The organism is Pseudoalteromonas sp. SS15, from assembly GCF_049257195.1.
Lineage (GTDB): Bacteria > Pseudomonadota > Gammaproteobacteria > Enterobacterales > Alteromonadaceae > Pseudoalteromonas.
Genome location: NZ_JBMMUD010000001.1, coordinates 882,377 through 908,951 on the forward strand (window position 1 = coordinate 882,377; position 26,575 = coordinate 908,951).

The window sequence follows — 26,575 nt, forward strand, 5'->3', positions numbered from 1 at the left end:
TTTAAATTAAGCGTGGGCTAAACGCATTTTTGCTGGATCTTTAAAATAGTTATACAACATGCCTAGCATCAGTAAGGCAGCAAAGCCGGTTGCCAATGCAAAGCCATATTCAATATGGCCAAAATGATCGCTAACAATACCCATCAATAAAGGCGCAACCGCTGCTGACAACGCAGTGAAGAATAAAATAACCCCGGCGACAGAGCCATGTTGATGTTTTTCAAAACAGGAGATCCCTTTTGAGTTCAGGGTCGGATAAATCATCGACATAAATAAACCACTCAGTGGCAATGTAAACACAGCTGCATCTACACCAAACAGGTAAGTTGCTAAATAACATAAGAATATCGCGCTACTGAGTACAAGCATGACGCTCTGCCATGAGAATAAATTCAACAACCATACAGCCATAAATCGACCCACAGCACGCAGTACAAAGAAAATAGTCAACGCATAAGTCGCCAGTAACGTCCAATCTCCTTGGTAGGTTTTAAGCAAGGTTGGCATCCAGACATAGATCGCGACTTCAGTCGCAACGTAAAGCGCAATGGCAGCAGAAAAACCAAGGGCATGCTTGTCTTTTAACATCGCAAGCGTTTGTTTAAAGCTCGCCTGTTCGTTGTTTTTTTTCACTGTTTTAGCAGGGAAAGACACTTTAAAAGTCGCCAAACATAACAACACACACATGGCGCCTGCCAGTAAATATAGGTACTTCCAACTGACGCCAGCAACCAACATATAACTAACAATAGCCGGACCCACTATGGCACCCACAGCAAAGAACCCCTCTACGGTATTCATGGTTTTAGTATGCGCTTTACTTGATGGCGTCAAATCGCCAAGTAAGGCCAGCGCCGCGGTTTTAAACAAGCCAATTGCCAGACCTATCATACTTAACAGGCCGACAAATAGCGTAAATGTATTGCCGACAGCAAAACCAAAACACGCCACTGAGAATAATAAAAAGCCAATAATTATGGTCGGCTTATGGCCTATTTTATCTGCTAAAAAACCAAGGCACAGGCCACTAATAGCAATCCAAATCATGGGCGCATAATGAAAAGCACTGGCTTGTGTCATGGTTAGGTTATATTCGCTGATCAGCTCTGGAATAATCACGCCCACCGCGTCTGAGGTCATCGCAAACATGAAAAACATCATGTAGGTCAACCAGCGAAGCGTCGATAAGTTGTGTGTTGTCATAATGGTTACCTCGAGGGTTAATACCAACTTTATTAAGCAGTTAATTCAGTTGATATAACTGGCTGATCTTAAATAAGTCTAGCCTGTATCAGGCCAGCTTCAGCCAATTTTTATTGTAAATAGTACTTGAATATCTTTGATTGCTGATTAAAGATATAACTTAATCGATTAAGAATCAACTTTGAGATATTGAGTGCGACTATGAAAAACCAAGTGCAATTGATCACCTATGCAGACAGGCTTACAGGGAGTGGCCTACCAGTGTTAAAGCAGATGCTTGACGGGCCGCTGGTAGGTCTATTCTCTGGCGTACATATTTTGCCTTTTTACTACCCTATCGATGGTAGCGATGCGGGTTTTGACCCAATTGACCATGCTCAAATTGATAGTCGCTTAGGTAGCTGGCCAGACTTAAAAGCGTTAGGCGAAGACTATGAAATAATGGCTGATCTCATCGTCAACCACGCTTCTGGTCAATCTCCTGAGTTTTTAGATGTGCTTGAAAATGGCACAGCATCTAAATATTGGAGTATGTTTTTAAAAGAGCAAGATGTGTTTCCAAATGGCATCACAGACGAAGAAGCCGCCGCTATTTTTAGACCACGACCCACCAGTTGTTTTACACCTAAAACATTGGCTTCAGGCGAAGTTGTTAATTTCTGGACGACCTTTACCGACAACCAGATTGATATAAATGTTGAAACCGAAGCGGGTAAAAATTACTTAGATAAAGTACTCAACTTATTTGCCAACAATGGGGTGAAGATCATTCGTTTAGATGCTGCAGGTTTTGCCATTAAGCGTGCAGGTACCAGCTGTTTTATGACCGATGAAGCCTTTGCTTTTATTAAACAACTCTCAAAACAAGCCAATGAGATGGGCATGGAAACCATTGCAGAAATTCACAGCCATTATCAGACCCAAATTGCGGTTGCAGAAAAAGTTGACCGAGTGTACGACTTTGCGCTGCCACCACTTATCTTACACACTTTGTTTACGCAAAATGTGGATGCCTTGGTGTCTTGGTTGAATATTGCGCCACGTAATTGCTTAACTGTACTCGACACCCACGATGGTATTGGTATTGTTGATGCGGGCCCTGAAGGTGAAAAACCGGGTTTGCTTAATGCCGCTCAAGTCGACAACTTAGTTGAACAGATCCATGAAAATAGCAATTCACAAAGTCGTCAAGCGACCGGCGCAGCAGCCAGTAACGTCGACTTATATCAAGTGAACTGCACCTATTATGATGCCCTCGCCCGCAATGACTTAGACTACTTAACAGCAAGAACAATTCAGTTCTTCTCTCCGGGTGTACCACAGGTTTATTATGGTGGTTTACTTGCATTGCATAATGACATGGCATTACTTGATAGCACCAATGTTGGCCGCGATATTAATCGCAGTTACTTAACGCCAGAAAAGGTCGATATTCAATTACAAAAACCTGTGGTTAAAGCCCTGTCAAAACTCATTAAATTGCGTAATGAAAGCCAAGCTTTTAATGGTGCATTCTCTTTGCAAGGCGCTGACAGTTTATTGATCATGGAGTGGGAAAATCAGCAGCACACAGCCTGTTTGAAGATTGATTTTGAAACACACCAAATTGAAATGACCTTTGCTGATGGAAAAGGCACTAAGCGTTTTAATATCGCGGATTTACTTAAGTAAACTGAACTCTGAATATCAACCTCTTAACCAAAGCTCAGACTACTTCGTATCTGTTAATTACTCCAAAGGTGTTAGGTCGACTGACCTAACTTAAGATTGAAAGGCAGCATAACTTGCTGCTTTTCTTTATTTATAAAAAGCTCGGCCGCTTGTTGCCCTTTATTCTCACTGTTTTGGTGAATGGTGGTAATGGCTGGTTGAAAAAGCTCTGCTTCATCAATACCGTCAAAGCCTACAATTTTAAGCTCTTCAGGGATCTTAATTCCCTGAGCTTGGGCTTCTCTCGCTGCGGCGAGTGCAATCAAATCGCTCATACATAACAACACATTGGGTCGAGGTGATGTATTTAATGCTTCTTTGGCAGCAATGCGCGCATATCGTTCGCTACTCTCAGGTATATTCCAAGTTTTATCATCAGCAATGACGACACCCAATTCATTAATAGCTTGACGGAATCCAGCTAGACGTTGATGTGCAATCGAAGTATTAAGTTCAGGCAAATGATGGTCATACACACGACAGATAAGCTCAGTATCAAGTAAGCGTAGGCCTAAAATGGCCGCTTCAATGTTATCACTTGTGTTATCACTTGTCGTTTCAAAACCTGTAAATGCTTGTTTCGCGACGGTGTAAGCGGCTTCATGATTATTGATGTTGACACTGGCTTTATTGTCTAACTCAAAATCGACCGTCACGACATGCTTGCTGAGCGCTTCAAGGTGGGTGATTAATTTGGTATTGCGAGGACGGCCATAGCAAATAAAGCCATCAACAAAATCGACAATGTCATTGACGCTTTCAGCATTGCCCGAGAAAAGCAGTAAATTAATGCCTTGAGGTTCAAGCACTTTGGCAACACCACGCATAAAGCTGCTCGCCACCGGATCTGACACCATGTATTCAACGCTGTCAGGAAGCAAGAGCGCGACAATGTTGAACGTGCCTTTTCGCAACGAACGTGCCGCTTTATTTGGACCAAAGTAACCGAGTTCATGACACGCAGCGAGGATCTCTTCACGCTTTGCTTTCGACAGCTGATCTGGTCGATTAAAAGCATTTGAAACAGTGGCATTCGATACACCTAAATGTGCAGCGATACTTTTTAGCGTCCATTTTCTGTCGGTCATTAACGTTGAAACCCTGAGCAAATAATACTTGTGAGTGAAGATAGTAATAAATTTACCTATTAAAAGACAGCCAATCTTCTTTGCTATTTAGGATAAGTGATTGTTAAATAACACCTGAAAATATTTACCACATAGGCAAAGTAGTGATGGACAGTTTTGAAGGCATTTTTGAGTTTGTGGCTGTTGCCGAAACCGGTGGCTTTTCGGCGGCTGCAAAAAAGTTAAACTGCTCCACCAGCCATGTCAGCCGACAAGTTTCTCGCTTAGAAGCACGCTTAGGCTCGCGTCTTTTAGCACGTACCACACGCCAAATTAGCCTGACTGAAAATGGCGAGTTTTACTACCAACAGTGCAAGCAACTCGTCACTGGCTTACAACAAGCCAACGAACAATTAAGCCAGCAGCAATATCAGTTATCTGGTACGCTTAGAGTCAGTGCTGCAGGTGGGTTTGCCGAAAGTTACATCGCCCCTGCTCTGATGGAATTTGCCAAACAGCACCCCGAGCTCAATATTGAAATAGACTTCAATTCTCGACTGGTTAATTTTGTTGAAGACGGTATCGACTTTGCCATTCGCTATGGCGAATTGAATGATTCAAACCTCATCGCCCGTAAGTTAATAAGTCGCTCTATGATGGTGGTTGCCAGCCCTGAATATCTCAAAACCTATGGCACACCAAACCACCCCAACCAACTAAAAAGCCATCGCTGTATTATCGCTAATAACGACCACTGGGCGTTTAATATCGACGGAACCAAACAAAGTGTGAAAGTCACTGGTAACTGGCGTAGCAATAACGCCAATGTGGTACGCGAAGCCTGCGAACAAGGTCTAGGTATCGCCTATATGCCCGAGAGCACCTTCACAGAAGCAATCGAACAGCAAAAGCTGGTACCGCTTTTAGACTCATATTGCATTAAAGGCGCAACCAGCTGGGTTGTTTATCAAAACAAGCAATTTATGCCGCTCAGGGCACGCCTAGCCATAGACTTTTTATTAGAGCAGTTTGCAAAGTGGTAAATAACTTTGTAAAAATGAGGGCAATTCTTCAATTGCCCTGAACAAATTGAGCAACTAAAAATACTTAACCCAGCGCGCTGATGTTTTGCGCTTATAGCTCGCAAACCATTTACATAGTGGGTATAAAAGTAAACTTAAACAGATCGCAAACAGCCACACTTGCCAGACGTGATAAAAGCCAAAATATGCAGTCTGATCACTGCCATAATGCATATTTGTGCCAAATAGCCACTGTGCGACTATGCTAGCAACAAGCAATGCATATAAGTGCACTATGTAGAAAAACATAGGGGCCGAACCCAATATTCTTACAGGCTCTAACACCGTAAATACGCTCGTTTCTAACACGGCTAACACAATGGCGCCAACTCCCAATGTTAATAGAATAAAATCAAGAGACGGCGGATACTTGGTGAAATTAAAGAAGTCCATCACCGTCAAAAGCGCGGTTGCCTGTTGAGACCAACCAAGGGTTTCGCCGTAAATGTTTAGCCCTCTTAACATGAATAACCCTAATAAAAGCGCGGCGCCACTTTGCATCAAAATCGTTTTACGCTTTTGCGAAGGTACCGAACTCGAAAATAAAGGCCCCACCGCATAGCCACACAAAATAACCCCGATCCAAGGTAAAACTGGGTAAGAGGCTTTTACCTTAATGAAAGCATCTGTGACTAAATATCCTCGGTCATGCAAAATCGTCCAAAGCGAATACCCCACTTCGTTTGGCGCAAATTCAATGGGCGATAATAAGTTATGACCAGCGACTATGCTTATACCTAATATGGCGATAATGCTTCGAGGTAAAGTGACCACAACGGCTAAAGCCACCATGCTCACCCCTATGGCCCAGATGACTTGCAAGTACAATGTTTGATAAGCGCCAAGCCAAGAGAAATTGACCAATGTCATTTCAAGCAAGATTAGAAATAAGCCACGTTTTAGCAAAAATGATTGAGCTGAACGCTTTGCACCGTTAGCTGGGTTTTCATACAACCACGCTGATAGACCGGTCAAAAATACAAAAATGGGCGCACAAAAGTGGGCACTTAAACGGGTAAAATAAAGATCAGGACTCGTCGCCTGAATATCCATTGGATCAAGCACTTGAGCATGTAAGAAAAAACGCTCTCTGACATGATCAACCAGCATGAATAACATCACGATGCCACGAAGTATATCGATAGACGGCAAGCGCGTTTTACTATTTTGAAGATGATTCATTACACTCTTTCTCGTGTTTTAAACGAAAAACAGCCTAAATAACCTGAGCTCTGGATAATAAATCTATCTCCAGCGGCTACTTTCAACGTTAACTGCGTTGAATTTTTGCATTAGGCTAGCTATTGACGCGTAAATTCGCCTGGTTATCGCCAAAAGTCTCCGGCTGCAGACTTGAAAAAACAACTATCACTTCAATATCAAGACGTTAGTAAATCTCTTAACCAAAGCTCAGGTTAAATAATCTCTTACCCCGACTTTAGGTTAAGTACGATTACTCAGACTGCTATTTTCAAATACTAAAATGACTTAGAGCACACTATGGCATTAACTCACAGTTAAGATCAGAACTGATATTTAATCGTTGCACTGTAAGTTGTCGGTGAGCCCGGCATAGTCCAAAGTTTGTGGTAAGAATTTTCAAAGTAAGCCTTATCAAACAGATTGTTGATATCGAACTTCATACTTACCTTGTCATTTACTTCAATCGACGCTGACAAGTTAACGAGCGTGTATGATGGCAAAATAAAGTTTGCATCTGTTGTTTCGCCTAAACGATCACCCACATAATTTACGGTTGCACCAAGATAAGATGCTTTACCTAACAGTGTGGTGTAATGCTTTAATGAAACATGGCCGATATGATCAGCAATATTAATTAAGCGCGAGCCTTTTGGAATTGGTACACCCCAATCGGCATTAATCACATCATTTGCTGTTTTTGCATCTGTATAAGCGTAAGCAAGTTCAAGTACAGTGTTATCTGTCAGCTCAGTGGTTAGCTGAAAATCAATACCTTGACTTTCAACTTCGCCTAAAGTTGCTGATAACCCCGTATCTGGCTCAGCAGTGAGCATATTGGTTTTTTGCGCATCAAAAAGGGCTATGCTACCCGAGAAACGCCCCGCAACATCTTGCCACTTTGCGCCAATTTCGAATGACTTAGTTTCTTCTGGCTCGAACGCATTGCGGTTTGAATCAAGACCCGGATTTGGCCTAAAACCTTCTGCATAACTCGTATAAAGATTAACTTGATCATTCGCACTATAAATAAAGCCTAAACGAGGCGTAAATTCGGTTTGCTCTTGGCTTTGCGCTTCATCGCTGCGTAAGTTAAGAATGTCTTGTTCAAATTTATCAACACGTACACCTACTAATACTTTTGACTTTTCAGTCAGTTCAATCAGATTCTGGGCATAAAGGCCTAAACCTTTTTGATTCTCTTCAGTCAGGGTTTTTTGTACTGGCTCAGGTTGAGCTTGAGTGTAGTCTGGGTTGCTAGGGTCAATGGTATAAGTCGTATCACCTGAGCCCCATGCTGTGCGCCATACTTTGTAGTTGGTATCAATATCAAAATTATAGTGATCAACACCTACTAAAATATTATGCGTTATACTGCCCAGCTCAACTTCGCCACTTAATTCAAAGCGGGCCGATACATCAAGCGCTTGATAATCACGAGCACGTCGCTGTCGAGACAGTAGATTTTCCTCGGTGTACACAAGCTGTCTACCACCTGATAATTCAGTATCAGAAGACACACCTTTAAACGAAGAATCTCGATAAGCAAAGCCTGTCAGTAAATGCCAATCGTCGTTTAACTTATGGTTTAACACTAGCTGATGACCAAGCGCTTCAACTTGATGCGCGCCATCACGGATATCCCCATAAAAAGCATCAGCGTTCACACCGTCAAAGTCATTATTCAGAATGTATACACCTCTGTCTAAGGGCTTTTTCTGATCAAGCACTTCCATTTCGTAGCTCAGACTGGTGTCATCAGAAATATTCCACAATACCGATGGCGATAAATGTAAGCTTTCGATTGAAACATGATCTCTATGTGCATCTGAGTCTTCATACGAACCATTTAGTCGATATGCGGCCTCTTCATTCAGTGCATTAGTGTAATCAAATTCAAACTGCTTTTTACTGTAATTGCCAAGCGTTGCTTGAACATAACCTTGTTCATCAAATTGTGGCTTTTTGGTGATGATATTAATAGTACCACCCGGTTCACCCTGACCATAAAGTGCAGAGCCTGGGCCTTTCATCACTTCAATACTTTCGATATTAGCGGTATTTCTATTGCCGTTATAACCGCGAGAGTTAAAACCATTCACAAGGTAACCCGATGGGTTATTTTCATCTCCCGAGAAACCACGAATAGCAAAACTATCAAACATACCGCCTGAATTATTCTGCCTAACTATACTCGGTGAAAGCTCGAGCGCTTCCATTAAGCGGGTGATACTTTCGCTTTCAAGCACATCAGCGCTAATCGTATCGATTGCTTGCGGGGTTTGAACTAAAGGAACATTACCTCGGTAAGGTTGCCACACACGCTTAACTTCAATGTGCTCTATGTCCTCGTTTGATTTAACTGCATCTTGCGCAATGACACCATTCGATGCCACCAAAAGTGAGAGTAGTAATTTATTTTTCACACAAATCTCTATTTTTAGGAATGATTAATTCGATACACTATAACATATCAAATTGTATTATTGTTATTTCCTAAAAAGTAAATTAACGCGTTATTTTTCGTTTAGTCGAAAACTACTGACTGATGGATCTGATGAATGCTTTAAAACAATGCAGATATGATTGAAAGGATTATTTGAGTGAAAATAGCTGCTGTTGTTAAATCGGTAGCCGAGATGATGATTTAAGTTCTTTGAGTGATAGGCTCGATTTAATCCCTGATATGCCCTTTAATTTTCTTAAAACACTGTCAATAAAATTGCTGTAGTCATCTAAATCTTTGGCGACTACCTGTAATAAGAAATCGGCATCTCCCGTCGTATTGTGACAAGATAAAACATTCCTATGGATGCCGTTATCTCTAACGAACTCGAAATCATTGGTAGCCATGGTATGCAAGCACACAGATATGACGCAATGCTAGCGATGATCCTCTCAGGTCAGCAACAGCCTTAAAAGTTATTAGGAAAGACCATTTCTTTAACTGAATCAATCGATGTACTTACTGGCTTAGATAAAAACAATACGCCTGGTGTTACGGTCATAAATCAATTTTAGAGATCATTTAACGTGGCTATTTAGCTCATGTAAACGGGATCCCCATGAAACACTGGCTTTGCGACTAAAGAATTTCATAAACTTAGCTCTTTTAATTATGCTCTTTGGAGCAAAAGCCAGAATTCCTATCCTTGATTCTTGAAATTGCTCAGAGGTGTACCTATTTAAAAGCTTTAAATGTAGGATACCTTTATGATCGTCGCCATTGATGTGCAATACACTAACGATAAAGCATTTGTTGCTTGTGTGGCCTTTGATAATTGGCATGCGGAGTCTCCACTCAAGGAATACACAACGGTTGTAAACCATGTCGAAGAGTACGAACCCGGCGCTTTTTACAAAAGAGAGTTGCCTTGCATCCTAAAAGTGCTGTCTGACCATGCTCTTAAACCAGATACCATTGTTGTTGACGGGTATGTTTATTTAGATGATCATCAAAAGCCCGGTTTAGGTAAGCATGTGTTTGATGCCCTTCATGGTGAATCGTCTGTTGTAGGAGTCGCGAAAAAGCCTTTTTCAGGTATTGGTGATGAACATGCAATATATCGAGGAGAAAGTATTAAACCCCTCTATGTGACCAGCACTGACTCAACACAAGTCGCAAAACAGCATATTTTACATATGCATGGTAAACACCGAGTTCCAACGTTATTGAAACGTGCTGATCAAATTTGCCGTGAGTTTGCCAAAAATAGCCAGAATTTTAGCGAAGAGTTTAATGTATGAATAAAGCCATTTTCAGACTTGCAGTAATTGAAGATGCAGAAGAGATAAACTCTGTATCAACACATCTCGGGTATCAAAAATTGTCTGAAAATCAGGCCTCAGAAAAGTTGCAGTCACTATTGGAGTCTGAAGCTGTTCAGGTCTTTGTCGCCGAACTGAAAGGTAAAATAATCGGTTGGATACACCTATTTTATGCACGTCGACTAGCATCAAATGACTTTTATGAAATTGGTGGGTTGGTCGTGAATCCTGAGTATAGAGGTCAGGGTATTGGTAAAAACTTAGTTAAGTTTGCGACATCTCAAGTAACTGAGGAAGTTCGTGTTCGGTGCAATGAGGCTCGACTAAAAAGCCACCTTTTTTATGAACAGCAAGGCTTTAAAAGTACTAAGTCTCAGCGTGTATTTGTAAAATAAAAACTCGGCTTAGCGCAAAACAGTAGCTAAAAACCTATTACTTAGCTTTTACTGTTATCCAAAGTTATTTACAAACTGTATTGAGCTAATACATTTATTAAATTTTCTAGAACAATTGCAGTTTAAAAATCCATCAGATACCATCGAATAAATACCTAAAAGGAATACATTCATGATAAAAAACTGCATGGTCGTGCTGTCTTTATTAATTTCAACCTCAGCGCTATCACAACCGAAAGACTTTTCTGAGCTAACAATTAACCAGCTACATCAAGGGGTAAAGGCAGGTCAATTTACTTTTGTCGAAGTTACCCAGTATTACCTAAGCAACATACAAAAACATAACCCTCAACTAAACGCAGTGATAACTGTCAATCCCGACGCCTACCAGCAAGCTTTGAACAAAGACAAACGCTACAAAGAAAATGGTAAACAAGGCATTTTATTTGGTGTACCCGTTTTACTAAAAGACAACATAGATACCAAATTAATGGCAACCACTGCCGGGGCGCTCGCACTGCAAAATCATTATCCAAACCAAAATGCCCCTATTGTTGAGAGGTTGCTTTCAGAAGGCGCAATCATTTTAGGAAAGGCAAATTTAAGTGAATGGGCAAACTTTAAATCTTCACCTAGCTCGAGTGGTTATAGTCATGTCGGTGGTCAAGTAAAAAACCCATACGACCTGACGATGACTCCTTGCGGCTCTAGCTCTGGTTCTGCTGTAGCAGTTTCTAGTAACCTAGCACTGGTCAGTATTGGTACAGAAACCGATGGTTCAATTCACTGTCCAAGCGCGCTTAATGGTGTTGTTGGTTTTAAGCCGAGTATTCATCATATCTCCCAAGCAGGGATCATCCCGATTGCGCATTCTCAAGATACAGCAGGCCCTATTACAAGAACCGTGACTGATGCTCAGCTTACTTATTTAGCAATCTCAGAGTATGCCCACAAAGAATCACCTTCAACTCATTCATTGCAGGGTAAACGCATTGGAATTACCCCAGGCATAAACCAGTTTAATCAAGCTTATAAAGCTGAATTTGAAGACACCTTAAAACGCTTGGGTTCAGCGGGTATAACTATCGTTAACGATATAAAGTTTAATCATATGGACAAAATATTCCCCGCTGAATTTGATGTACTGTTGTACGAGTTTAATCATGGCGTCACAGCTTATTTAGCAAATACTGGCGATGGTGTCAGTGTTAAATCACTACCTGAACTAATTGAATACAACAAGAAATTGAACGACCAAAAACAAGAGCTCTTACTTGCCTCACTTCAAGCAAATGATGAAGCTAAATACAAACAAGCTATCGCTGCGATAGACAAATACGCTAAGCAACAATTAAAGGAAATATTCAAACAATATAAACTCGATGCCATCATTGCACCGAGTGTTGGCTCTGCATGGAAAATAGATCCGATCAATGGAGACAAATTTACAGGTAGCAGCTCAACACTTGCCGCCGTCACTGGCTCACCAAGCATCACTATCCCTATGGGGTTAAAAGACGGGATGCCGTTTGCTGTAAGTATTATTGGTGACTTAGACCAAGATATGAAAGTGCTTGAAATCGCAAAGCTGCTTGAGCAATTAACTCAAGGACGCGTCGCGCCTAAACTATAAAAATGGTAAACCATAGTGCTGAGCAAGAATCTTAAAGATTTTTTTAAATTAACTGATCTTTTCTAATAGCAGCTGCGTTTAACATATTGAAGGGTCGAAACGGTGTTGCATTCACCAAGAACTAGTCCTTGCATTTAGTACCCCTTCACCATTCGCAGAAATTAAGCGCACTACCCTACAGTGCGCTTTTTCTGTTTTAAGGCTCATCAAAACCATACATTTTATTAAAGCCTGGAATTCTACTTTCCCAAACCGGTGTTGCCGCTCCAACAATATCAGTGAGTATATCTAGAAATAGCTGAGTCTTTAATGCCAAATCTCTATGTGGATAAACAGCAAAGAAGTTACCGTAATTACTGAGCTCTATACCTGTCATTATTGGGATCAGTGCACCGTTTATAACTTCGTCCCCGAGCATTTGCGCGGTTGCTGCTGTCAGCATACGACCATTCAAAGCTGTTTTAATCAGTAACTCGGCTTCATTCACTTTATAAGCCGTATTCAAATGAAGAAACGCTTGTTTACCGCTTTCATCTATATACTTAATTTTATCTATGACTAAGCCGGGGGCGCAATAAACCACTGCGGGCAGTTGTTCTAATTCTGCAATACTTTCTGGCTCACCGAATTTTGCTAGGTACGCGGGAGAAGCCAACAGCAGTAAGCGATTTCGTGCAATTTTTCTAGCGATCAGATTTGATTCTAAGGGCTCTCCCATCCTAATACCCAAATCAAACCCTTCACCGATCACATCAACTAGCCTGTCTTCAAGCAAAAGCTCAATCGTGACATCAGGATATTTCTCTTGGTAAATCGTTACAGCTTGCTGAACATATTGGCGACCAAACAAGGTTGGGCTGGCAATTTTTAACTCCCCTCTTGGCTCGGTATGATAATTCTGTGCTAAACGTTTAGAGTTACTTAATACAGTGCGAAGTTGCTTCGCTTGATTTAGCATCTCAACCCCTGCAGCGGTAAAAGAAATAGCCCTTGTTGAGCGATTTAATAGATGTACCTCAAGCTCTTCTTCAAGCTTCGTTATTTGCTTTGAAATCGCGGAACGATTGACATTACGGTATTCCGCGACTTTAGCAAAACTGCCCAACTCAGACACTTCCAACAGTAATAATAATCGACTTGCCAGATCCATAACCCATCCAATTGGTTCCTATTTGGAATCATTATAATTCAATTTGACTTGTTTTTAGATAACAAATTAAACCTTAAAGTGTGCTCAACAACACGGCAAATTGCCACTTAATACACGTAAAAGGGTCATCTCATGTCTAAACTCGCAATTACAAAACAAGCTGGTGTCGCAACTGTTTTAATTCAGAATCCGCCAATCAATATATTAACCAGTGATTTAATAAACGAAATCAATACATTCGTGCTGTCTTTAAAAGGTGACAGAGATACCAAAGTGGTTGTTTTTAAGTCTTTTCATGACACTTTTTTTATCGCCCATTTAGATTTACATGTCATTAATGGCACACAAGGTGGCCAAGCGGCATCAATCGAATTTAATCATATGATTGAAAACATCAAAGCGATGAAGCAGTTGTCTATTGCAGTAGTTGATGGCGTGGCTAGAGGGGGTGGCAATGAGTTTGTAATGGCCTGTGACTTGGCCTATGGCACTGAAAATGCGGCATTTGCGCAACCAGAGCTTTACATTAACATACCTACAGGTGGTCAAGGTGCGGTTCAATTCGCAAGACGTTTAGGTAAAGGCAAAGCACTGCAAGCGTTACTCACAGGTGCTGATTTTACTGCTCAACAAGCGGAAGCGCTGAACATCATTACTCAATTTGTACCAAAGTGTGATCTCTATGAATTTTTAGCACCTTTACTCGCACTAGTTAGTCACTGGGAGTTGCGAGATATTGCCATGTATAAAGACATCATCAACACGTCAATCATTGATGAAAATGCGGGTGCAGAATTAGAATTGAGATACTTTTTAGACCGCGCCAAAGAACAAAAAACGCAAACTATCATCAAAGCATTTTTAAAGCATGGTGGCCAAACTGAACGCGAAGCACATGACATTCAGGGGATCTTTCAAGATACAGCGGCAGAATTAAGTCAGTAAATGCATAGAGGCTAATCGAGGTTAGCCTCTTAATTCACTAGCCTATTCATTGGCTGATGTTCTGTCGTAAATCAAGATTATTCACCTGAACGGCTGATCGCCTCTTTACCGTTATAAACTAAGCGTGTCGACCAAGGAATAGGGTTGCGAAGCGCAAAGTGTGCCATACAGCCATTTTCAGCTTCATCCAACAGATCTTTGATTTTCTCTTCAGGCTCAGGGCTTTCGATGATCACATGAGTCTCGACTACATCACAGCCGCCATCTGTCATGTAACCATGCTCACGCATGTGGCCCAAGTTTGTACGAAATACAATACGCTGCTCTAACTTTAAACTATCTACCTGAATTTTTCGTGCCGTCAAAATATCGGTTAAATGCGTCATCAAGCAAAAACCAATGCCTGCCGAGAAAAATGCCAGTGGCGGCGGCGCAGTATCTTCACCTACAGGAGGTTGTTCGTCACAGTATAATTTCACCGGGCTAAAGCCCGGAATATTCACCGAAACCACACCAGTTTTACTTTGCATATTGCCTGCTTCTGCACTTAAGTTGACTTCAAAGCGATACGGCTCTGGGTGCTTTGCTTTAGCAAATTTTGAAGGTTGGTATTGAGTTGTTGCAGGTTGCTCGAGACTTCTCTCACCTACGTGATAAAACTTTTGTTCTGTCATGATGCTCTCTTTAAACGTGTTTTTGTTTAAAAATAGCTTATGCCATTTTGTCTGCAGGGTGCCGTCAAAATAGCCTAAAATTGAATCTAGTTTGGTGCTATTCTTCACCTTGAAGGTAAAATATGACGGAAACCACCATGCTTGAGAAGCAAGACAAAAATATCCTTTCACAACTACAGAGTAACGGTCGCATGTCTATGGTTGATCTGGCCAAAGAAACCCATATGTCTGAATCGACTTGTTTACGTCGCACTAAATCACTTGAAGAGAAAGGCGTCATTAAAGGCTACAGTGCCGTAATCGATGCCGAAGAAGCAGGGTTTGGGGTATTAGCCTTTGTGCAGGTGAGCATTGACCAGAAAAATGAAGCGGCATTTGATAAATTCAAACTGGCTGTAATTGAACACCCGCTGATATTAGAATGCTATTCGCTCTCCGGTGCCTATGACCACTTAATGAAAGTCGTTGCACGGTCAAACAAAGAGCTCTCTCGTTTTATACTCAAAGAATTAAGAAGTTTTCCTGAGATTAAAGAAGCACAAACCCTGTTTGTGTTAGATCAGGTGAAACACACCACAGCCTTACCTGTAGAAATAGATTAAAGTATTGTCTTTTTAAACGTTAACTCAATTCAATATCATGCGATTCTGACCACTGTCGCAATGCTTCTAAAATACTCAAGGCTGAGCGCCCAAACTCTGTGAGCTCATAGGTCACAGCAACAGGGCGTTCACTGATGACTTTGCGCAGCACCATGCCTTCTTGCTCTAACTCTTTAAGTCTTTGGTCGACCATTTTCTTGGTGGCGCCGCCTAACATGCGTGACAAATCATTGAATCTCACTGGCTCATCTTTTAAGTGATAGATAATCGAGCCCTTCCATTTACCGCCGATTAAACGCATGCCTTTTTCTATGGCACAGGGTTCAGTACAGGCATCTAAAACTTTTTTTCTACCTTTACTATCTGTTTCTACTCGACTTTTCATTTTTTGACGCTCATTTTCTCTAGGTTACTAAAAGTATACTAATTGATTAAGGTTAATAGGTTCCTAAAATATACCACAAGTTAATTGCAAACACACTGGAGCAAAACATGAGCAATATTTTAATCATCAATGGTCATCAGTATTACCCGTTCTCTGAAGGTAAGTTAAACGCAACCTTGGTAGACAAAGCTGTCAGCATTTTTCAAAGCAAGGGTCATTCAACTCGCGTTGTGACGATGCAAGACAACATCGACGTCGAAAAAGAGCTTGAAAACCACAAATGGGCTGACTATGTATTCTTACAAACACCGGTCAATTGGATGGGCGTAACTTGGTCTTTCAAAAAGTATATGGATGAAGTTTACACAGCAGGTATGGGCGGTGCACTGTGCTTAGGTGACGGTCGAAATGAACAAGCACCTAAAGCCAACTATGGCAAAGGCGGTACAATGACGGGCACTAAATACATGCTTTCACTGACATTTAATGCACCTGAAGAATCATTTAACGACACTAATGACTTTTTTGAAGGTAGGTCAGTTGATGACTTAATGTTCCCTATGCATATGAATTTTAAGTTTTTTGATATGCAACCAATGGCCACATTTGCCTGCTTTGATGTGATGAAAAACGCCGATATTGAGAACGATTTAAAACGCTTTGAAGCACATTTAAACGCACATTTTTAGGATTCACTCTAGGATAATAAAATGAACTCAGATTACACGACTAAACTCCATGCGGGCGCTGTTTTTCCTGACATCACAGCCACTTTACTCAGTGGTGAGTCAGTCAATCTTGCAAAGCCAAAATCAGGTTTTGATTGGAAACTTGTGCTGGTATATCGTGGTAAACATTGCCCTTTATGTACTCGCTATCTCAACCAGCTAGAGCAGTTTAAAGGTGCCCTAGCCGACATTGGTGTCGACATCATTGCCGTCTCTGGCGACAGTAAAGCGCAGCTTGAGGCACACTGTGAGCAATTAGAGATAAGCTTTGACATAAGTTATGGCTTAAGCATTGAGCAAATGAAAACGCTTGGCTTATATATCTCTGATCCGCGCTCAGAACAAGAAACTGATCACCCATTTGCAGAGCCTGGCCTGTTCGTAATAAACGCTGAAGGTCATATTCAAGTGGTCGACATTTCAAATAACCCATTTGTGCGTCCTGAACTGCAAGCACTTGTAAATGGCTTAGCTTGGATCAGAAACCCAGACAATAACTACCCTATTCGTGGTATGCACAGGTAAGTTTATGTTTAATAAATTAACTAGGTTTTGCTTTTTTTGTGTATTGTTGGTGTTCAATGTACAAGCCAAGCCTGTTTATGAACATGCGCATCTTGCTTCACCTGAGCACTACAGCGTTTTGCTTGAAAACGAACAGGTACTGGTACTCAAAATGGTACTTAAACCCGGTGAGAGTGACCGTTTTCATAAGCACAATGCCGAAACCGTGTATTTTCAACAAGGTGGCCGTGCTGTTATAAAAACTGAAAAAGCATCACTCAACATAGATATTCCTGATGGCCACACTATGTGGCACGATCAGTGGGTACATCAAGTGAGTAATGTTGGCGACTCTGAAATTATTGCGATTATTGTGGAGTCAAAGCAGACAAACTAAGATGTGATTTGAGGCAATAAATTGAATACCAAAATAAAAACGCCTTTTAGTGCGAGCGCTAAAAGGCGTTTTAATATTTGTTAGCTTAAACTTCGTAGTAGGCCAAGAAGAAGTCGATGGTATCTTCAGCCAATTTAGTGATCTCTTGCTCAGTCAATGACTCTGCTTGATGCAAAATTTGCGGCCAAAATGCTTGGCCTTTTAATAAGCTCACCAACTGCTCATGCGCTAAACGTGGCTCAGCCTCTTTGATTTTTCCATCCTGCATGGCCGACTTTAACCATCGGATTGTTGTCGTTTCTTGTTCGAAAAACTCACCAATGTTATCGACAAATTTGTCTGGGTTAAATAAACACACCCCCATCGCAACGCGAATAAGTTCATGCATCTTTTTGTCATTCATGAACTGAATTTCTTTCACCACCAGCTCATGAAGTTGCGCTTTTACAGGGGTCGTCGCATCGTAAGGAAAGTCGTGGTTTACGAAGTTTTGGCTCCAAATATCTTTAATTATTTCAGTAACTAAAGTCTCTTTATTTTGGAAATGGTTATACACGGTACGCTTCGACACGCCAGCAGTTTCGGCCACTTTGTCCATGCTGGTATCGCTCACCCCATACTTTTGAAACGCCTCTACAGCGCCATTCACTATGGCTTCGCGCTTAAGCTCACTACGTGTTTTTTTTACTTCGCTCATAACTCACTCTCAGATATCTGACAGGGTTATTTTTACACTAATTAGTTTACTTTTCAATTTTCACCAGTAAACTACACCGTATAGTTTACTTGCTAGACTGCCAAGTTCGTTTAATATTCCAGCAGCAAGCAAGTCAAAAAATTAATTTCACTTTTTGGCGAGCCTATACAGTATGAAACTTAATGCTTTAGTTAATCTAACAACTCTCAAAGTCACGACTGCATTTATTATGACAATCGCAATGACGTCTGCCCTCACCGCTTGCGCGCCTGCCAACGAGCAACAAACAGACACGCAAGTGGTTCAAACGGTAAAACTTTCACCTGTTATGACCAACGCGAAGCAATATACCCGTACTTTTCCTGCTGAAGTTGCTGCAGTTAAAACCATAGATTTAAGTTTTGAAGTATCAGGTCGTCTTATTAATACCAAGCTGCAAACCGGATCGGTGGCGAATGAAGGTGAGATTTTGGCGCAAATCGACCCAACTCTTTTCAAACAAAGAGTACAAGAAGCACAAACGCGATTGAATCAAGCCGCAAGAGATTTAAAACGTATTGAAGCGACAGCTAAAAATGGTTTGGCCTCACAAAGTCAATTAGACAATGCGAAAACGAACTTTGAATTAGCAGAAATCGCTCTGAGTAAAGCCGAGCAAGACTTGAGTTACACCACGCTTTCGGCGCCATTTAATGCACAAGTATCTGAACGCTTAGTCGAAAACGGTAACTATGTAAAAGCTGGCGACATCATCGCCAAGTTGCAAGATGTTTCGCTATTTTACTTCAACGTGAATGTGCCTGAGCGCCTGCTTAGTAGCTACCAACAAGGTAGTTTAGTCAAAACTGAAGCCCATATTATTTCTACTCCAGAAAAGAAGTATGAACTTACTTACATAGAGCATGCCACACAGCCTGATCCCATCACACAAACATACAAAGTCGTATTTGCTGCACAAGTCAGCGACAACAGTTTAACACCCGGTGCTCGGGCCATTGTTAAAGTCAGTCTTGAAGACAATGCAAACGATGATGTGATGTTAGTGCCTTTTAATGCACTGCAAGGTAGTAACGCTGACGGCTTTCATGTTTGGGCATACGACAAAGCCAATTCAACCGTGCAAAAACGCAGCGTCGAGGTACTTAAAGTTGATAACAATATGGCTGCCATTGCTAAAGGTTTAAGTAAAGAAGATTTAGTGGTTGCAGCTGGCGCACCGAAAATGCGTGAAGGCTTAGCGGTAAAACCATATAAAGCGGAGCTATAACCATGGATATCGCACGTTATGCTATAAAAAATCCAGTCAATATCTGGTTGCTGGTAATCGTATTTTTAGTCGGTGGTGCCGTTGCCCTTGGTAAAATTGGTCGCTTAGAAGATCCCGCTTTTACCATTAAACAAGTGCAAGTAGTCACGCAGTTTCCCGGTGCCAGTGCCGAGAAAGTAGAGCGCGAGATCACCGAGCCATTAGAAATTGCATTACAGCAAATGCCGCAATTAAAGCGGTTAACCTCAATTTCTAAACCGGGCATTTCTGAAATTTCAGTCGAAGTGCAATCACATTTTGATTCAGATGTACTCCCCCAAATATGGGATGAACTCAGAAAGCGCTTAAGAGATGCAGCAAAACAATTGCCTACGGGCAGCCACGCCCCCAATGTGTATGATGACTTTGGTGATGTATACGGCATGTATTACGCACTCAGTGCCCCTGACTTTTCGTTGCATGAGTTACGTGAATTTGCCCGCGTGATTCGTCGTGAACTGTTAGTGACCGAAGGCGTTGCAAAAGTGCAAGTGAGCGGTGTTCAGCAAGAGCAATTAGTGGCTTACATCAACCCTTTTCAATTATCTGGTTTAGGGATCTCTTTTCCTGATCTAACCAGACTATTACAAGAAAACCTGCAGCCATTTAACGGCGGCCGCGTTGAAGTGGAAGGTCGCCAGCTTCGTTTAGTTGTTGAAAATCCAGTTGATCACATCGAAGAAATTTATAATCTCACCTTAGTCGTACCAGGGACGAATCAGTCAATAAAAGTGCGTGACATCGCCACTCTTAAGTTTGAGCCAGTCGACATTCAACCTGTGCTTATTCGATATCAAGGTCACGATGCTATCACTTTAGCTGTGTCGGCCATTAACGATGTGAACATTGTTGAAGTGGGCCAGCGTGTAAACGATAAAGCCAATGAATTACTGACAAAATTACCCGCAGGGATCACCCTCACGCCTATTTATGATCAAGCAGCCATTGTCGATGAGTCAGTAAAAGGCTTTATCAATAACTTGGTGCTTTCGGTTGTGGTTGTAACACTGACCTTGATGCTATTTATGGGCTGGCGCTCAGGCGTGGTGGTTGGCTCTGTACTATTAGTTACCGTCATGGGCACGGTGTTAATCATGTGGTTAATGGGATTACAGTTAGAGCGTATCTCGTTAGGTGCGATGGTTATCGCAATGGGTATGCTTGTTGACAATGCCATCGTAGTTGCAGAAGGTATGATGCTGCGCATGAAGCAAGGTAAAAAAGCCGCTGAAGCTGCGAGCTTTATTGTCAAAAGAACGCAATGGCCATTGCTGGGCGCAACTATTATAGGGATCGCAGCATTTTCTGGTATTGGTTTATCTGACGATGCAACAGGTGAATTTCTGTATTCTTTATTTGCCGTTGTTTTAGTGTCTTTAATGCTGAGCTGGGTTCTCGCCATCACAGTAGTGCCGCTATTTGGAAAGTACTTTTACAAAGTTGAACAAAACCAAGCTAACCAACAACAGCATAGTGCATTTTACCGTGGCTATGAAAAAGTTCTTCGTGGTGCGCTTAAGTTCCGCTGGATCACCGTTGCTGGCTTATTCGCAATCACCGTTGTGGCTTACGGCAGTTTTGGCTTAGTCAAACAAGGTTTCTTTCCGCCATCAAATGCGCCATTGTTCTTTGTGCATTATTGGGGCCCGCAAGGCCAAGATATTCGCGAGACCACCCGTAAAGTCGCGCTCACCGAAGCACTGATTTTAGAACATGATGAAGTTGAGTCTGTCACGAGTTTTGTTGGTCGAGGGGCCGATAGATTCACCCTAACTTATGCGCCACAGCAACCAAATGAAAGTTATGGCTACTTCTTGGTACGCACGCACAATCGTGATGCAATCGATGGTCTGATCCAAAAACTCAATAGCAGCATGCCTGCGCTTGATTTAAACGCCGATTTTTATACTGAGCGTATGCAATTTGGCCCGGGAGGAAGCGCAAAGCTCGCGGTTAGATTCTCAGGCCCAGATGCCGAGGTACTGCGAGAACTTGCCGAACAAGCCGAGTTGCTGATGATAAATGATGGTCAAATTCGAGATATTCGTCATAACTGGCGTGAAAAAGGTCTTGTACTGAATGCCCATTACGACTCTGTCAGCGCAGGTATTGCAGCTGTATCTCGTAACGATTTCGCACAAGCCATTCAATATGCCTCAAATGGGCTTGAGTTAGGTAAGTTACAAAATGGTGATTACAGCTACTCAATCAAAGCCAAAGTGGCAGGTGTTGAACAAAGCGATATTGAAGCTATTGAAAACAGTCAGGTGTGGAGTTCATCACAGCGCACTTATATTCCCTTTAAACAGGTTTCAAAGGGGGTTGAATTAGAAAATGAAGAAACTCTTATTCATCGTCGAGATCGTGTTAGAACCATTACTATTTCGGCAGAGCCTGGCTTTAACGAAACCGCAGGCAAAGCGTTCGCCCGCATTAAGCCGCAAATTGAAGCCCTACCACTGCCTGATGGCTACAAAATTGAATGGGGTGGCGAGTACGAATCATCTAGAGATGCGCAAAAAGCCCTAGGCACAGGTCTGCCAGCTGGTTTCTTAGTGATGTTACTCGTGTCTATTTTGCTATTTGGTCGCGTGCGTCAGCCGCTTATTATCTGGCTTGTGGTGCCAATGGCCGCAGTAGGTGTGGTAACAGGCCTGCTCGTCACTGATATGCCGTTTGGCTTTATGTCACTGCTCGGATTTTTAAGTCTATTTGGCATGTTAATCAAGAACGCCATCGTCTTACTCGAAGAAATTGACTTGCAAATTGCCGAAGGCACCGAACCTAAAGAAGCGATTGTTTCAGCAAGTAGCTCGCGTTTACGCCCTGTTGCACTGGCTGCTATCACCACCATTTTAGGTATGGCCCCACTATTGAGCGATGCGTTCTTTGCGGATATGTCAGTGACCATCATGGGCGGTTTAGCATTTGCAACCATCTTAACCTTGATAGCAGTCCCTGTGTTTTACAGTCTCTTTTATCGATTAAGTTACCGTAAAACCGTGTCTTAATGGTCGTTTAATTCCCAACAAAAAGGAGAGCATTTCATTCGCTCTCCTTTTTTTAACCGTTCGAAACGACTAAAGGGTAACCACCACTCGCCCTCTTACCTTGCCTTCTAATAGTTTTGAAGCGGTTTCAACGACTTCGTTTAAACCAATATCAGCCGCAACGGCCTCAAACATGTCTGGTTCAATAATATCTGCTAAACGTGACCAGGCTTCTATTCTGTCTTCAAGCGGACGCATTACACTGTCGATACCTGCGAGCGTCACACCTCTTAAAATGAAAGGCGCCACAGTTGCAGGAAACTCCATGCTTTGTGCCAAACCACATGCAGCCACAACGCCACCATATTTAATACCTGCACACACATTGGCTAAAGTGTGACCTCCCACGGAATCAATGGCCGCAGCCCACCTTTCTTTACCAAGTGGCCTGCCCGGCTCAGATAACGTATTGCGGTCAATCACCTCACTTGCGCCTAATTTGGTCAAGTAATCTGATTCGTCCATGCGACCCGTTGAAGCAACCACTTTGTAGCCCAACTTAGCTAATATGGCGATGGCAAAACTGCCAACACCACCATTTGCTCCTGTAACAAGAATATCGCCTTTTTCAGGCGTAATGCCCTGCTTTTCAAGTGCCAAAACACATAACATAGCGGTGTAACCCGCTGTGCCAATTGCCATGGCTTGTTTCGCAGATAAAGACTCAGGCAAAGGGATCAACCACTCACTTTTTAGTCTAGCTTTTTCAGCTAACCCACCACAGTGTGCTTCACCAACACCAAAGCCATTTAATAATACTTTGTCACCAACTTGGAATTTATCAGAATCAGACTGCTCAACCTCACCAACTAAATCGATACCAGGGATCATCGGAAAAGTACGAACGATGGGCGCTTTACCTGTGATTGCCAATGCATCTTTGTAGTTCAACGTACTATGAGACACCCTTACCGTCACATCACCTTCAGGTAAAACCTTGTCATCAATATCAGTAACTGACGCCTGATAACCTTGTTCATCTTTATTGATCAAAATACCTTTAAACATCGTTCGCTCCTAATTTAGACCGGTCGGCTAATAATGGTTAAATTTTTTTAAAACTTACTTATGTGAGGACTATGAAATCCCCATAACAAAACACTTAAAATAATTATCGAGTGGTTTGACCGAAGCCTCTAAACGAGCACGACTTACAGCGCCTTCCCAACCAATCCAAAAATACTCAGCAAGCAGCGCGCAATCTGCGTTTTGGCTCACTTGCCCTTGTTTTTTGGCCTCTTCTAAACATACCTCGACTTCACATTGCCAAGTTTCAAATATTGCCACCAACTCTTTTCTGAAACTGATGGGTAATAAATCTACCTCTTGCCCCAAATTACCGACCAAGCAACCGCGTTTAAAACTATGCTTTTGCATACCTGACTTGGCATCTTCGACGAAATTACTCAGCCTTGTCAGAGGCGCTTCATCACTTTGCGCTAAATGTCTGTTTAGCTTTTTAAAAAAATACGCTGCATAACTTTCAAGTACGGCCAAACCAAAGGCCTCTTTGCTACTGAAATAATGATAAAACGAGCCCTTTGGTACACCCACTCTCTTTAATATTTGTTCAATACCTGAAGCGGCAAAGCCTGATTCTGTTAACTGCTCAAGTCCAGCTCGAATTAGCTCGGCTCTTGTATCTTGATTTTCACGCGCCACTTTGGGTGGGCGACCTCGTCGAGGTTTTGCTGTTTTTTCGATCATGAAACGATATTAGACCGGTTGTCTAATAAAAGCAATTATCATTTTTTAACTGCCAAAACTTTAAATGAGAATTATTTAATGTTAGTTTTGTTATATTGTATCAATCAAATAAAATTAACATGCGTCATAACACTGCGGCCCCACTTGAATACTCTGAACTAAACCAAACAGCTAGTTGCCAAATAAGCGCCTCTGCGGATGTTTTAAGCAATATTTACAATAAGGAAGTCACACTGACTTGCTTCTCAAAGAAATCTAGTTGGGCTATATCACATGCAGCACAGTTATTTGCCAAGCAAAATCTAGGTACTGTGATCCAATATCAGGGTGAGATAAATAAAGACTTATTTGAAGAGATTCTATTTAAGCTTGAGGGCAGTACGCATTCATCGTTATTAGCACAACATATTGAACTCATGCTAGAAATGTTTGAGGTGTTATTTGAGCCCAAAGAAATTGGGTTAAGACTGATTGCTTGTGATACCTCTTTAAGCCCTCATTTCCATCAACCGCAAAACCTTGTAAGAATGGCATCTACATTAGGTGGCCTTGGTGAGAGATGGATTGCTCCCGATGAAGTTAGGTTTTTACCATTAGCGCCAAACCAATTAAAGCCCGAAATTAAAGCACCTTTACCTCATCATATTTCTCAATTACAAGATGGTGACATTGCTCTTATGAAAGGCGCTCAATGGGTTGATCATGAACAAAGTGCAATTACTTGTGCCTCTCCTGCATTTTGTAATAACGAGTTCAAACTTTGTATATACATTGATTTTATTGAATAAAATCTGTGCAAACTCTTCAGTAATTTTGATTATTGAGAAAAGACTTTTAATGAATACGTATGCATAACATTTCATTAACTTGGTTTATATGTGAGTTTTATGTTTCCTATTTCAACACGCAAGGAATGCGATAAAAGGTAAACACATGACAACACATATAAAATCAAATAAACAACTTAAAATTGCAGCGCTTTTACTTGGTGCTGTTAGCTTCCAAAGCAGCGCAGATGTTATTTTGCATGCATTTAACTGGCGCTATGATGACGTTGCGAGCAAGGCTCAAGAAATCGCTGAACTTGGGTATAAAAAAGTACTCGTCTCTCCTGCTTATAAATCGACTGGAGATGCATGGTGGTCTCGTTATCAGCCACAGGATCTGCGTGTCATCGATAACCCTTTGGGCGATACCAATGATTTTAAAGCCATGGTGCAAGCGCTTAAAGCACAAGGTGTAGAGACTTATGCCGACATTGTTTTTAATCATATGGCAAACGAGCAATGGAAACGCGCTGATCTTAACTATCCAGGAAGCGAAATTTTAGCCGACTACGGCGCTGATATTAACTATTACAACGACATTACACTATTCGGTGATGTTAAAGATGGTTTATTCGGCGCGGGGGATTTTCACGGTACATACGACCAAGGTGGTCCAAAATGTATCAGTAATTACAATGACGTTGGCGATGTACAATACAACCGACTGTGTGGCGCAGCCCCCGATCCTGGCCTCCCCGATTTAGACCCTAACAATTGGGTTATCACTCAACAAAAAGCGTATTTAAATGCGTTAAAACAAATTGGCGTAACGGGCTTTAGAGTTGATGCCGCAAAACATATGACCAACTACCATATTAATGCCGTGTTCGATGCCAACATTAAAAAAGATACGCATGTATTTGGTGAAATTATAACGACAGGTGGTTCAGGTAGCGGTGATTACGATAACTTTTTAGTGCCTTACTTGGCACAAACAGGCCACTCAGCTTATGACTTTCCCCTGTTTGCACAGATCAGAGGTGCATTTAGTTTTGGCGGTTCAATGAGTCAACTTGTTGACCCTGCAGCCTATGGCCAAGCATTGGCCGGTAACAAAGCCATTACGTTTAGCGTTACTCATGATATCCCATTGAATGATGGCTTTAGATATCAAATTATGGATGCCACCGACGAAAAACTTGCGAACGCATATGTTTTGGGCAGAGATGGTGGTGTACCACTAGTGTATTCGGATAATAACGAAAGTGGTGATAACCGCTGGAATGATCTCTATCGTCGTGAAGACATTAAAGGCATGCTCAAATTCCACAATGCCACCCAAGGCAGTAGCATGCAGGTGCTAAGCCACAATAGCTGTATTTTATTATTCAAACGCGAGCACAAAGGCGTGGTTGGTATCAATAAGTGTGGCACAGGCCAAGATAACTGGGTAGATACACAAGCCGATAATTTATGGTGGCACCGCAACTACCGAGATACATTAAGCAACGATGTGCAAAAAATCTCGAGTCAGTGGCATAAGTTTTACCTACCAGCGAGAACAGCAAGAATGTGGTTGATGGAATAACCCTCAAACTCTATTAC

At 41.8% G+C, this 26,575-nt stretch carries 25 protein-coding genes; 14 read left to right on the plus strand and 11 right to left on the minus strand.

Features of this window, described 5'->3' with window-relative positions:
• Positions 1 to 6 precede the first annotated feature (6 nt).
• Positions 7 to 1,203 carry an MFS transporter gene (locus tag AAEU28_RS03865; RefSeq protein WP_421963026.1) on the minus strand — a complete coding sequence of 399 codons (1,197 nt, stop codon included), beginning with the start codon at positions 1,201 to 1,203 and terminating at the stop codon, positions 7 to 9.
• Positions 1,204 to 1,404: 201 nt separating this feature from the next.
• Here AAEU28_RS03865 and gtfA point away from each other — a divergent pair, with 201 nt between their 5' ends.
• Positions 1,405 to 2,874, plus strand: a complete 1,470-nt coding sequence (gtfA, locus tag AAEU28_RS03870) for a sucrose phosphorylase (RefSeq protein WP_421963027.1) — start codon at positions 1,405 to 1,407, stop codon at positions 2,872 to 2,874.
• A 71-nt stretch (positions 2,875 to 2,945) separates the two neighbouring features.
• Here gtfA and AAEU28_RS03875 read toward each other — a convergent pair whose 3' ends face one another.
• On the minus strand, positions 2,946 to 4,001 hold the full coding sequence (locus tag AAEU28_RS03875) for a LacI family DNA-binding transcriptional regulator (RefSeq protein ID WP_421963028.1): 1,056 nt from the start codon (positions 3,999 to 4,001) through the stop codon (positions 2,946 to 2,948).
• A gap of 146 nt (positions 4,002 to 4,147) precedes the next feature.
• On the opposite strand from AAEU28_RS03875, the gene AAEU28_RS03880 reads away from it, so the two are divergent.
• Entirely contained in the window at positions 4,148 to 5,023 is an 876-nt protein-coding gene (locus AAEU28_RS03880; RefSeq protein ID WP_421963029.1) for a LysR family transcriptional regulator, read from the plus strand.
• Between the two features lie 54 nt (positions 5,024 to 5,077).
• On the opposite strand, the gene AAEU28_RS03885 is transcribed toward AAEU28_RS03880, so the two are convergent.
• The 3 genes from AAEU28_RS03885 to AAEU28_RS03895 all read right to left on the minus strand — a co-directional run bounded on the left by AAEU28_RS03885 (position 5,078) and on the right by AAEU28_RS03895 (position 9,115).
• Positions 5,078 to 6,244 (minus strand): DUF1624 domain-containing protein, encoded by a 1,167-nt coding sequence (locus tag AAEU28_RS03885; protein ID WP_421963030.1) that lies wholly within the window; start codon positions 6,242 to 6,244, stop codon positions 5,078 to 5,080.
• Between the two features lie 341 nt (positions 6,245 to 6,585).
• Positions 6,586 to 8,688, minus strand: coding sequence for a TonB-dependent siderophore receptor (locus AAEU28_RS03890; protein WP_421963031.1), 2,103 nt, complete (start codon positions 8,686 to 8,688; stop codon positions 6,586 to 6,588).
• A 196-nt stretch (positions 8,689 to 8,884) separates the two neighbouring features.
• On the minus strand, positions 8,885 to 9,115 hold the full coding sequence (locus tag AAEU28_RS03895; protein WP_421963095.1) for an Lrp/AsnC ligand binding domain-containing protein: 231 nt from the start codon (positions 9,113 to 9,115) through the stop codon (positions 8,885 to 8,887).
• Between the two features lie 360 nt (positions 9,116 to 9,475).
• Here AAEU28_RS03895 and AAEU28_RS03900 point away from each other — a divergent pair, with 360 nt between their 5' ends.
• The 3 genes from AAEU28_RS03900 to AAEU28_RS03910 all read left to right on the plus strand — a co-directional run bounded on the left by AAEU28_RS03900 (position 9,476) and on the right by AAEU28_RS03910 (position 12,058).
• Complete coding sequence (locus AAEU28_RS03900) at positions 9,476 to 10,009, plus strand: endonuclease V (RefSeq protein WP_421963032.1); 534 nt, start codon at positions 9,476 to 9,478, stop codon at positions 10,007 to 10,009.
• Positions 10,006 to 10,425, plus strand: a complete 420-nt coding sequence (locus AAEU28_RS03905; RefSeq protein ID WP_421963033.1) for a GNAT family N-acetyltransferase — start codon at positions 10,006 to 10,008, stop codon at positions 10,423 to 10,425. Before AAEU28_RS03900 ends, AAEU28_RS03905 begins: the two co-directional genes overlap by 4 nt.
• A 172-nt stretch (positions 10,426 to 10,597) precedes the next feature.
• On the plus strand, positions 10,598 to 12,058 hold the full coding sequence (locus AAEU28_RS03910) for an amidase family protein (protein ID WP_421963034.1): 1,461 nt from the start codon (positions 10,598 to 10,600) through the stop codon (positions 12,056 to 12,058).
• A gap of 196 nt (positions 12,059 to 12,254) precedes the next feature.
• Here AAEU28_RS03910 and AAEU28_RS03915 read toward each other — a convergent pair whose 3' ends face one another.
• Complete coding sequence (locus AAEU28_RS03915; RefSeq protein ID WP_421963035.1) at positions 12,255 to 13,208, minus strand: LysR substrate-binding domain-containing protein; 954 nt, start codon at positions 13,206 to 13,208, stop codon at positions 12,255 to 12,257.
• Positions 13,209 to 13,340: 132 nt separating this feature from the next.
• Between AAEU28_RS03915 and AAEU28_RS03920 the strand changes: the two genes are divergently transcribed.
• Entirely contained in the window at positions 13,341 to 14,153 is an 813-nt protein-coding gene (locus tag AAEU28_RS03920; RefSeq protein ID WP_421963036.1) for an enoyl-CoA hydratase/isomerase family protein, read from the plus strand.
• A gap of 77 nt (positions 14,154 to 14,230) precedes the next feature.
• On the opposite strand, the gene AAEU28_RS03925 is transcribed toward AAEU28_RS03920, so the two are convergent.
• Positions 14,231 to 14,827 carry an OsmC-related (seleno)protein gene (locus AAEU28_RS03925; RefSeq protein WP_404394051.1) on the minus strand — a complete coding sequence of 199 codons (597 nt, stop codon included), beginning with the start codon at positions 14,825 to 14,827 and terminating at the stop codon, positions 14,231 to 14,233.
• A 122-nt stretch (positions 14,828 to 14,949) separates the two neighbouring features.
• On the opposite strand from AAEU28_RS03925, the gene AAEU28_RS03930 reads away from it, so the two are divergent.
• On the plus strand, positions 14,950 to 15,429 hold the full coding sequence (locus AAEU28_RS03930) for an Lrp/AsnC family transcriptional regulator (protein WP_421963037.1): 480 nt from the start codon (positions 14,950 to 14,952) through the stop codon (positions 15,427 to 15,429).
• A gap of 19 nt (positions 15,430 to 15,448) precedes the next feature.
• Here AAEU28_RS03930 and AAEU28_RS03935 read toward each other — a convergent pair whose 3' ends face one another.
• Positions 15,449 to 15,814 (minus strand): helix-turn-helix domain-containing protein, encoded by a 366-nt coding sequence (locus AAEU28_RS03935; protein WP_349286344.1) that lies wholly within the window; start codon positions 15,812 to 15,814, stop codon positions 15,449 to 15,451.
• Positions 15,815 to 15,921: 107 nt separating this feature from the next.
• Here AAEU28_RS03935 and AAEU28_RS03940 point away from each other — a divergent pair, with 107 nt between their 5' ends.
• The 3 genes from AAEU28_RS03940 to AAEU28_RS03950 are packed head-to-tail and all read left to right on the plus strand — an operon-like array spanning position 15,922 to position 17,443.
• A complete protein-coding gene (locus AAEU28_RS03940; RefSeq protein WP_421963038.1) occupies positions 15,922 to 16,503 on the plus strand; it encodes an NAD(P)H-dependent oxidoreductase in 582 nt (193 codons plus the stop codon).
• Between the two features lie 21 nt (positions 16,504 to 16,524).
• Positions 16,525 to 17,067 (plus strand): peroxiredoxin-like family protein, encoded by a 543-nt coding sequence (locus AAEU28_RS03945; RefSeq protein WP_421963039.1) that lies wholly within the window; start codon positions 16,525 to 16,527, stop codon positions 17,065 to 17,067.
• 4 nt (positions 17,068 to 17,071) lie between these two features.
• A complete protein-coding gene (locus tag AAEU28_RS03950) occupies positions 17,072 to 17,443 on the plus strand; it encodes a hypothetical protein (RefSeq protein WP_421963040.1) in 372 nt (123 codons plus the stop codon).
• An 85-nt stretch (positions 17,444 to 17,528) separates the two neighbouring features.
• Here the strand turns inward: AAEU28_RS03950 and AAEU28_RS03955 are convergent, their stop codons facing one another.
• Positions 17,529 to 18,140, minus strand: a complete 612-nt coding sequence (locus AAEU28_RS03955) for a TetR/AcrR family transcriptional regulator (RefSeq protein WP_138481152.1) — start codon at positions 18,138 to 18,140, stop codon at positions 17,529 to 17,531.
• 172 nt (positions 18,141 to 18,312) lie between these two features.
• Here AAEU28_RS03955 and AAEU28_RS03960 point away from each other — a divergent pair, with 172 nt between their 5' ends.
• Both AAEU28_RS03960 and AAEU28_RS03965 read left to right on the plus strand, forming a co-directional pair.
• Positions 18,313 to 19,407: an efflux RND transporter periplasmic adaptor subunit gene (locus AAEU28_RS03960; protein WP_421963041.1), complete on the plus strand. Its 1,095-nt coding sequence runs from the start codon at positions 18,313 to 18,315 to the stop codon at positions 19,405 to 19,407.
• A gap of 2 nt (positions 19,408 to 19,409) precedes the next feature.
• Positions 19,410 to 22,457, plus strand: a complete 3,048-nt coding sequence (locus AAEU28_RS03965; RefSeq protein ID WP_421963042.1) for an efflux RND transporter permease subunit — start codon at positions 19,410 to 19,412, stop codon at positions 22,455 to 22,457.
• A gap of 69 nt (positions 22,458 to 22,526) precedes the next feature.
• Here AAEU28_RS03965 and AAEU28_RS03970 read toward each other — a convergent pair whose 3' ends face one another.
• Together AAEU28_RS03970 and AAEU28_RS03975 are read right to left on the minus strand one after the other, a co-directional pair.
• On the minus strand, positions 22,527 to 23,504 hold the full coding sequence (locus tag AAEU28_RS03970) for an MDR family oxidoreductase (protein ID WP_421963043.1): 978 nt from the start codon (positions 23,502 to 23,504) through the stop codon (positions 22,527 to 22,529).
• A 69-nt stretch (positions 23,505 to 23,573) separates the two neighbouring features.
• Complete coding sequence (locus tag AAEU28_RS03975) at positions 23,574 to 24,203, minus strand: TetR/AcrR family transcriptional regulator (protein WP_421963044.1); 630 nt, start codon at positions 24,201 to 24,203, stop codon at positions 23,574 to 23,576.
• A 119-nt stretch (positions 24,204 to 24,322) separates the two neighbouring features.
• Between AAEU28_RS03975 and AAEU28_RS03980 the strand changes: the two genes are divergently transcribed.
• Together AAEU28_RS03980 and AAEU28_RS03985 are read left to right on the plus strand one after the other, a co-directional pair.
• Positions 24,323 to 24,991, plus strand: a complete 669-nt coding sequence (locus AAEU28_RS03980) for a DUF1826 domain-containing protein (RefSeq protein ID WP_421963045.1) — start codon at positions 24,323 to 24,325, stop codon at positions 24,989 to 24,991.
• Positions 24,992 to 25,136: 145 nt separating this feature from the next.
• Positions 25,137 to 26,558, plus strand: coding sequence for an alpha-amylase family protein (locus AAEU28_RS03985; protein ID WP_421963046.1), 1,422 nt, complete (start codon positions 25,137 to 25,139; stop codon positions 26,556 to 26,558).
• Positions 26,559 to 26,575 lie beyond the last annotated feature (17 nt).

Coding starts and splice junctions, on each gene's coding strand:
- AAEU28_RS03865 (WP_421963026.1), bottom strand. CDS start 1,203: ATGACAACACACAACTTATCGACGCTTCGCTGGTTGACCTACATGATG.
- gtfA (WP_421963027.1), top strand. CDS start 1,405: ATGAAAAACCAAGTGCAATTGATCACCTATGCAGACAGGCTTACAGGG.
- AAEU28_RS03875 (WP_421963028.1), bottom strand. CDS start 4,001: ATGACCGACAGAAAATGGACGCTAAAAAGTATCGCTGCACATTTAGGT.
- AAEU28_RS03880 (WP_421963029.1), top strand. CDS start 4,148: ATGGACAGTTTTGAAGGCATTTTTGAGTTTGTGGCTGTTGCCGAAACC.
- AAEU28_RS03885 (WP_421963030.1), bottom strand. CDS start 6,244: ATGAATCATCTTCAAAATAGTAAAACGCGCTTGCCGTCTATCGATATA.
- AAEU28_RS03895 (WP_421963095.1), bottom strand. CDS start 9,115: ATGGCTACCAATGATTTCGAGTTCGTTAGAGATAACGGCATCCATAGG.
- AAEU28_RS03900 (WP_421963032.1), top strand. CDS start 9,476: ATGATCGTCGCCATTGATGTGCAATACACTAACGATAAAGCATTTGTT.
- AAEU28_RS03905 (WP_421963033.1), top strand. CDS start 10,006: ATGAATAAAGCCATTTTCAGACTTGCAGTAATTGAAGATGCAGAAGAG.
- AAEU28_RS03910 (WP_421963034.1), top strand. CDS start 10,598: ATGATAAAAAACTGCATGGTCGTGCTGTCTTTATTAATTTCAACCTCA.
- AAEU28_RS03915 (WP_421963035.1), bottom strand. CDS start 13,208: ATGGATCTGGCAAGTCGATTATTATTACTGTTGGAAGTGTCTGAGTTG.
- AAEU28_RS03920 (WP_421963036.1), top strand. CDS start 13,341: ATGTCTAAACTCGCAATTACAAAACAAGCTGGTGTCGCAACTGTTTTA.
- AAEU28_RS03925 (WP_404394051.1), bottom strand. CDS start 14,827: ATGACAGAACAAAAGTTTTATCACGTAGGTGAGAGAAGTCTCGAGCAA.
- AAEU28_RS03930 (WP_421963037.1), top strand. CDS start 14,950: ATGACGGAAACCACCATGCTTGAGAAGCAAGACAAAAATATCCTTTCA.
- AAEU28_RS03935 (WP_349286344.1), bottom strand. CDS start 15,814: ATGAAAAGTCGAGTAGAAACAGATAGTAAAGGTAGAAAAAAAGTTTTA.
- AAEU28_RS03940 (WP_421963038.1), top strand. CDS start 15,922: ATGAGCAATATTTTAATCATCAATGGTCATCAGTATTACCCGTTCTCT.
- AAEU28_RS03945 (WP_421963039.1), top strand. CDS start 16,525: ATGAACTCAGATTACACGACTAAACTCCATGCGGGCGCTGTTTTTCCT.
- AAEU28_RS03950 (WP_421963040.1), top strand. CDS start 17,072: ATGTTTAATAAATTAACTAGGTTTTGCTTTTTTTGTGTATTGTTGGTG.
- AAEU28_RS03955 (WP_138481152.1), bottom strand. CDS start 18,140: ATGAGCGAAGTAAAAAAAACACGTAGTGAGCTTAAGCGCGAAGCCATA.
- AAEU28_RS03960 (WP_421963041.1), top strand. CDS start 18,313: ATGAAACTTAATGCTTTAGTTAATCTAACAACTCTCAAAGTCACGACT.
- AAEU28_RS03965 (WP_421963042.1), top strand. CDS start 19,410: ATGGATATCGCACGTTATGCTATAAAAAATCCAGTCAATATCTGGTTG.
- AAEU28_RS03970 (WP_421963043.1), bottom strand. CDS start 23,504: ATGTTTAAAGGTATTTTGATCAATAAAGATGAACAAGGTTATCAGGCG.
- AAEU28_RS03975 (WP_421963044.1), bottom strand. CDS start 24,203: ATGATCGAAAAAACAGCAAAACCTCGACGAGGTCGCCCACCCAAAGTG.
- AAEU28_RS03980 (WP_421963045.1), top strand. CDS start 24,323: ATGCGTCATAACACTGCGGCCCCACTTGAATACTCTGAACTAAACCAA.
- AAEU28_RS03985 (WP_421963046.1), top strand. CDS start 25,137: ATGACAACACATATAAAATCAAATAAACAACTTAAAATTGCAGCGCTT.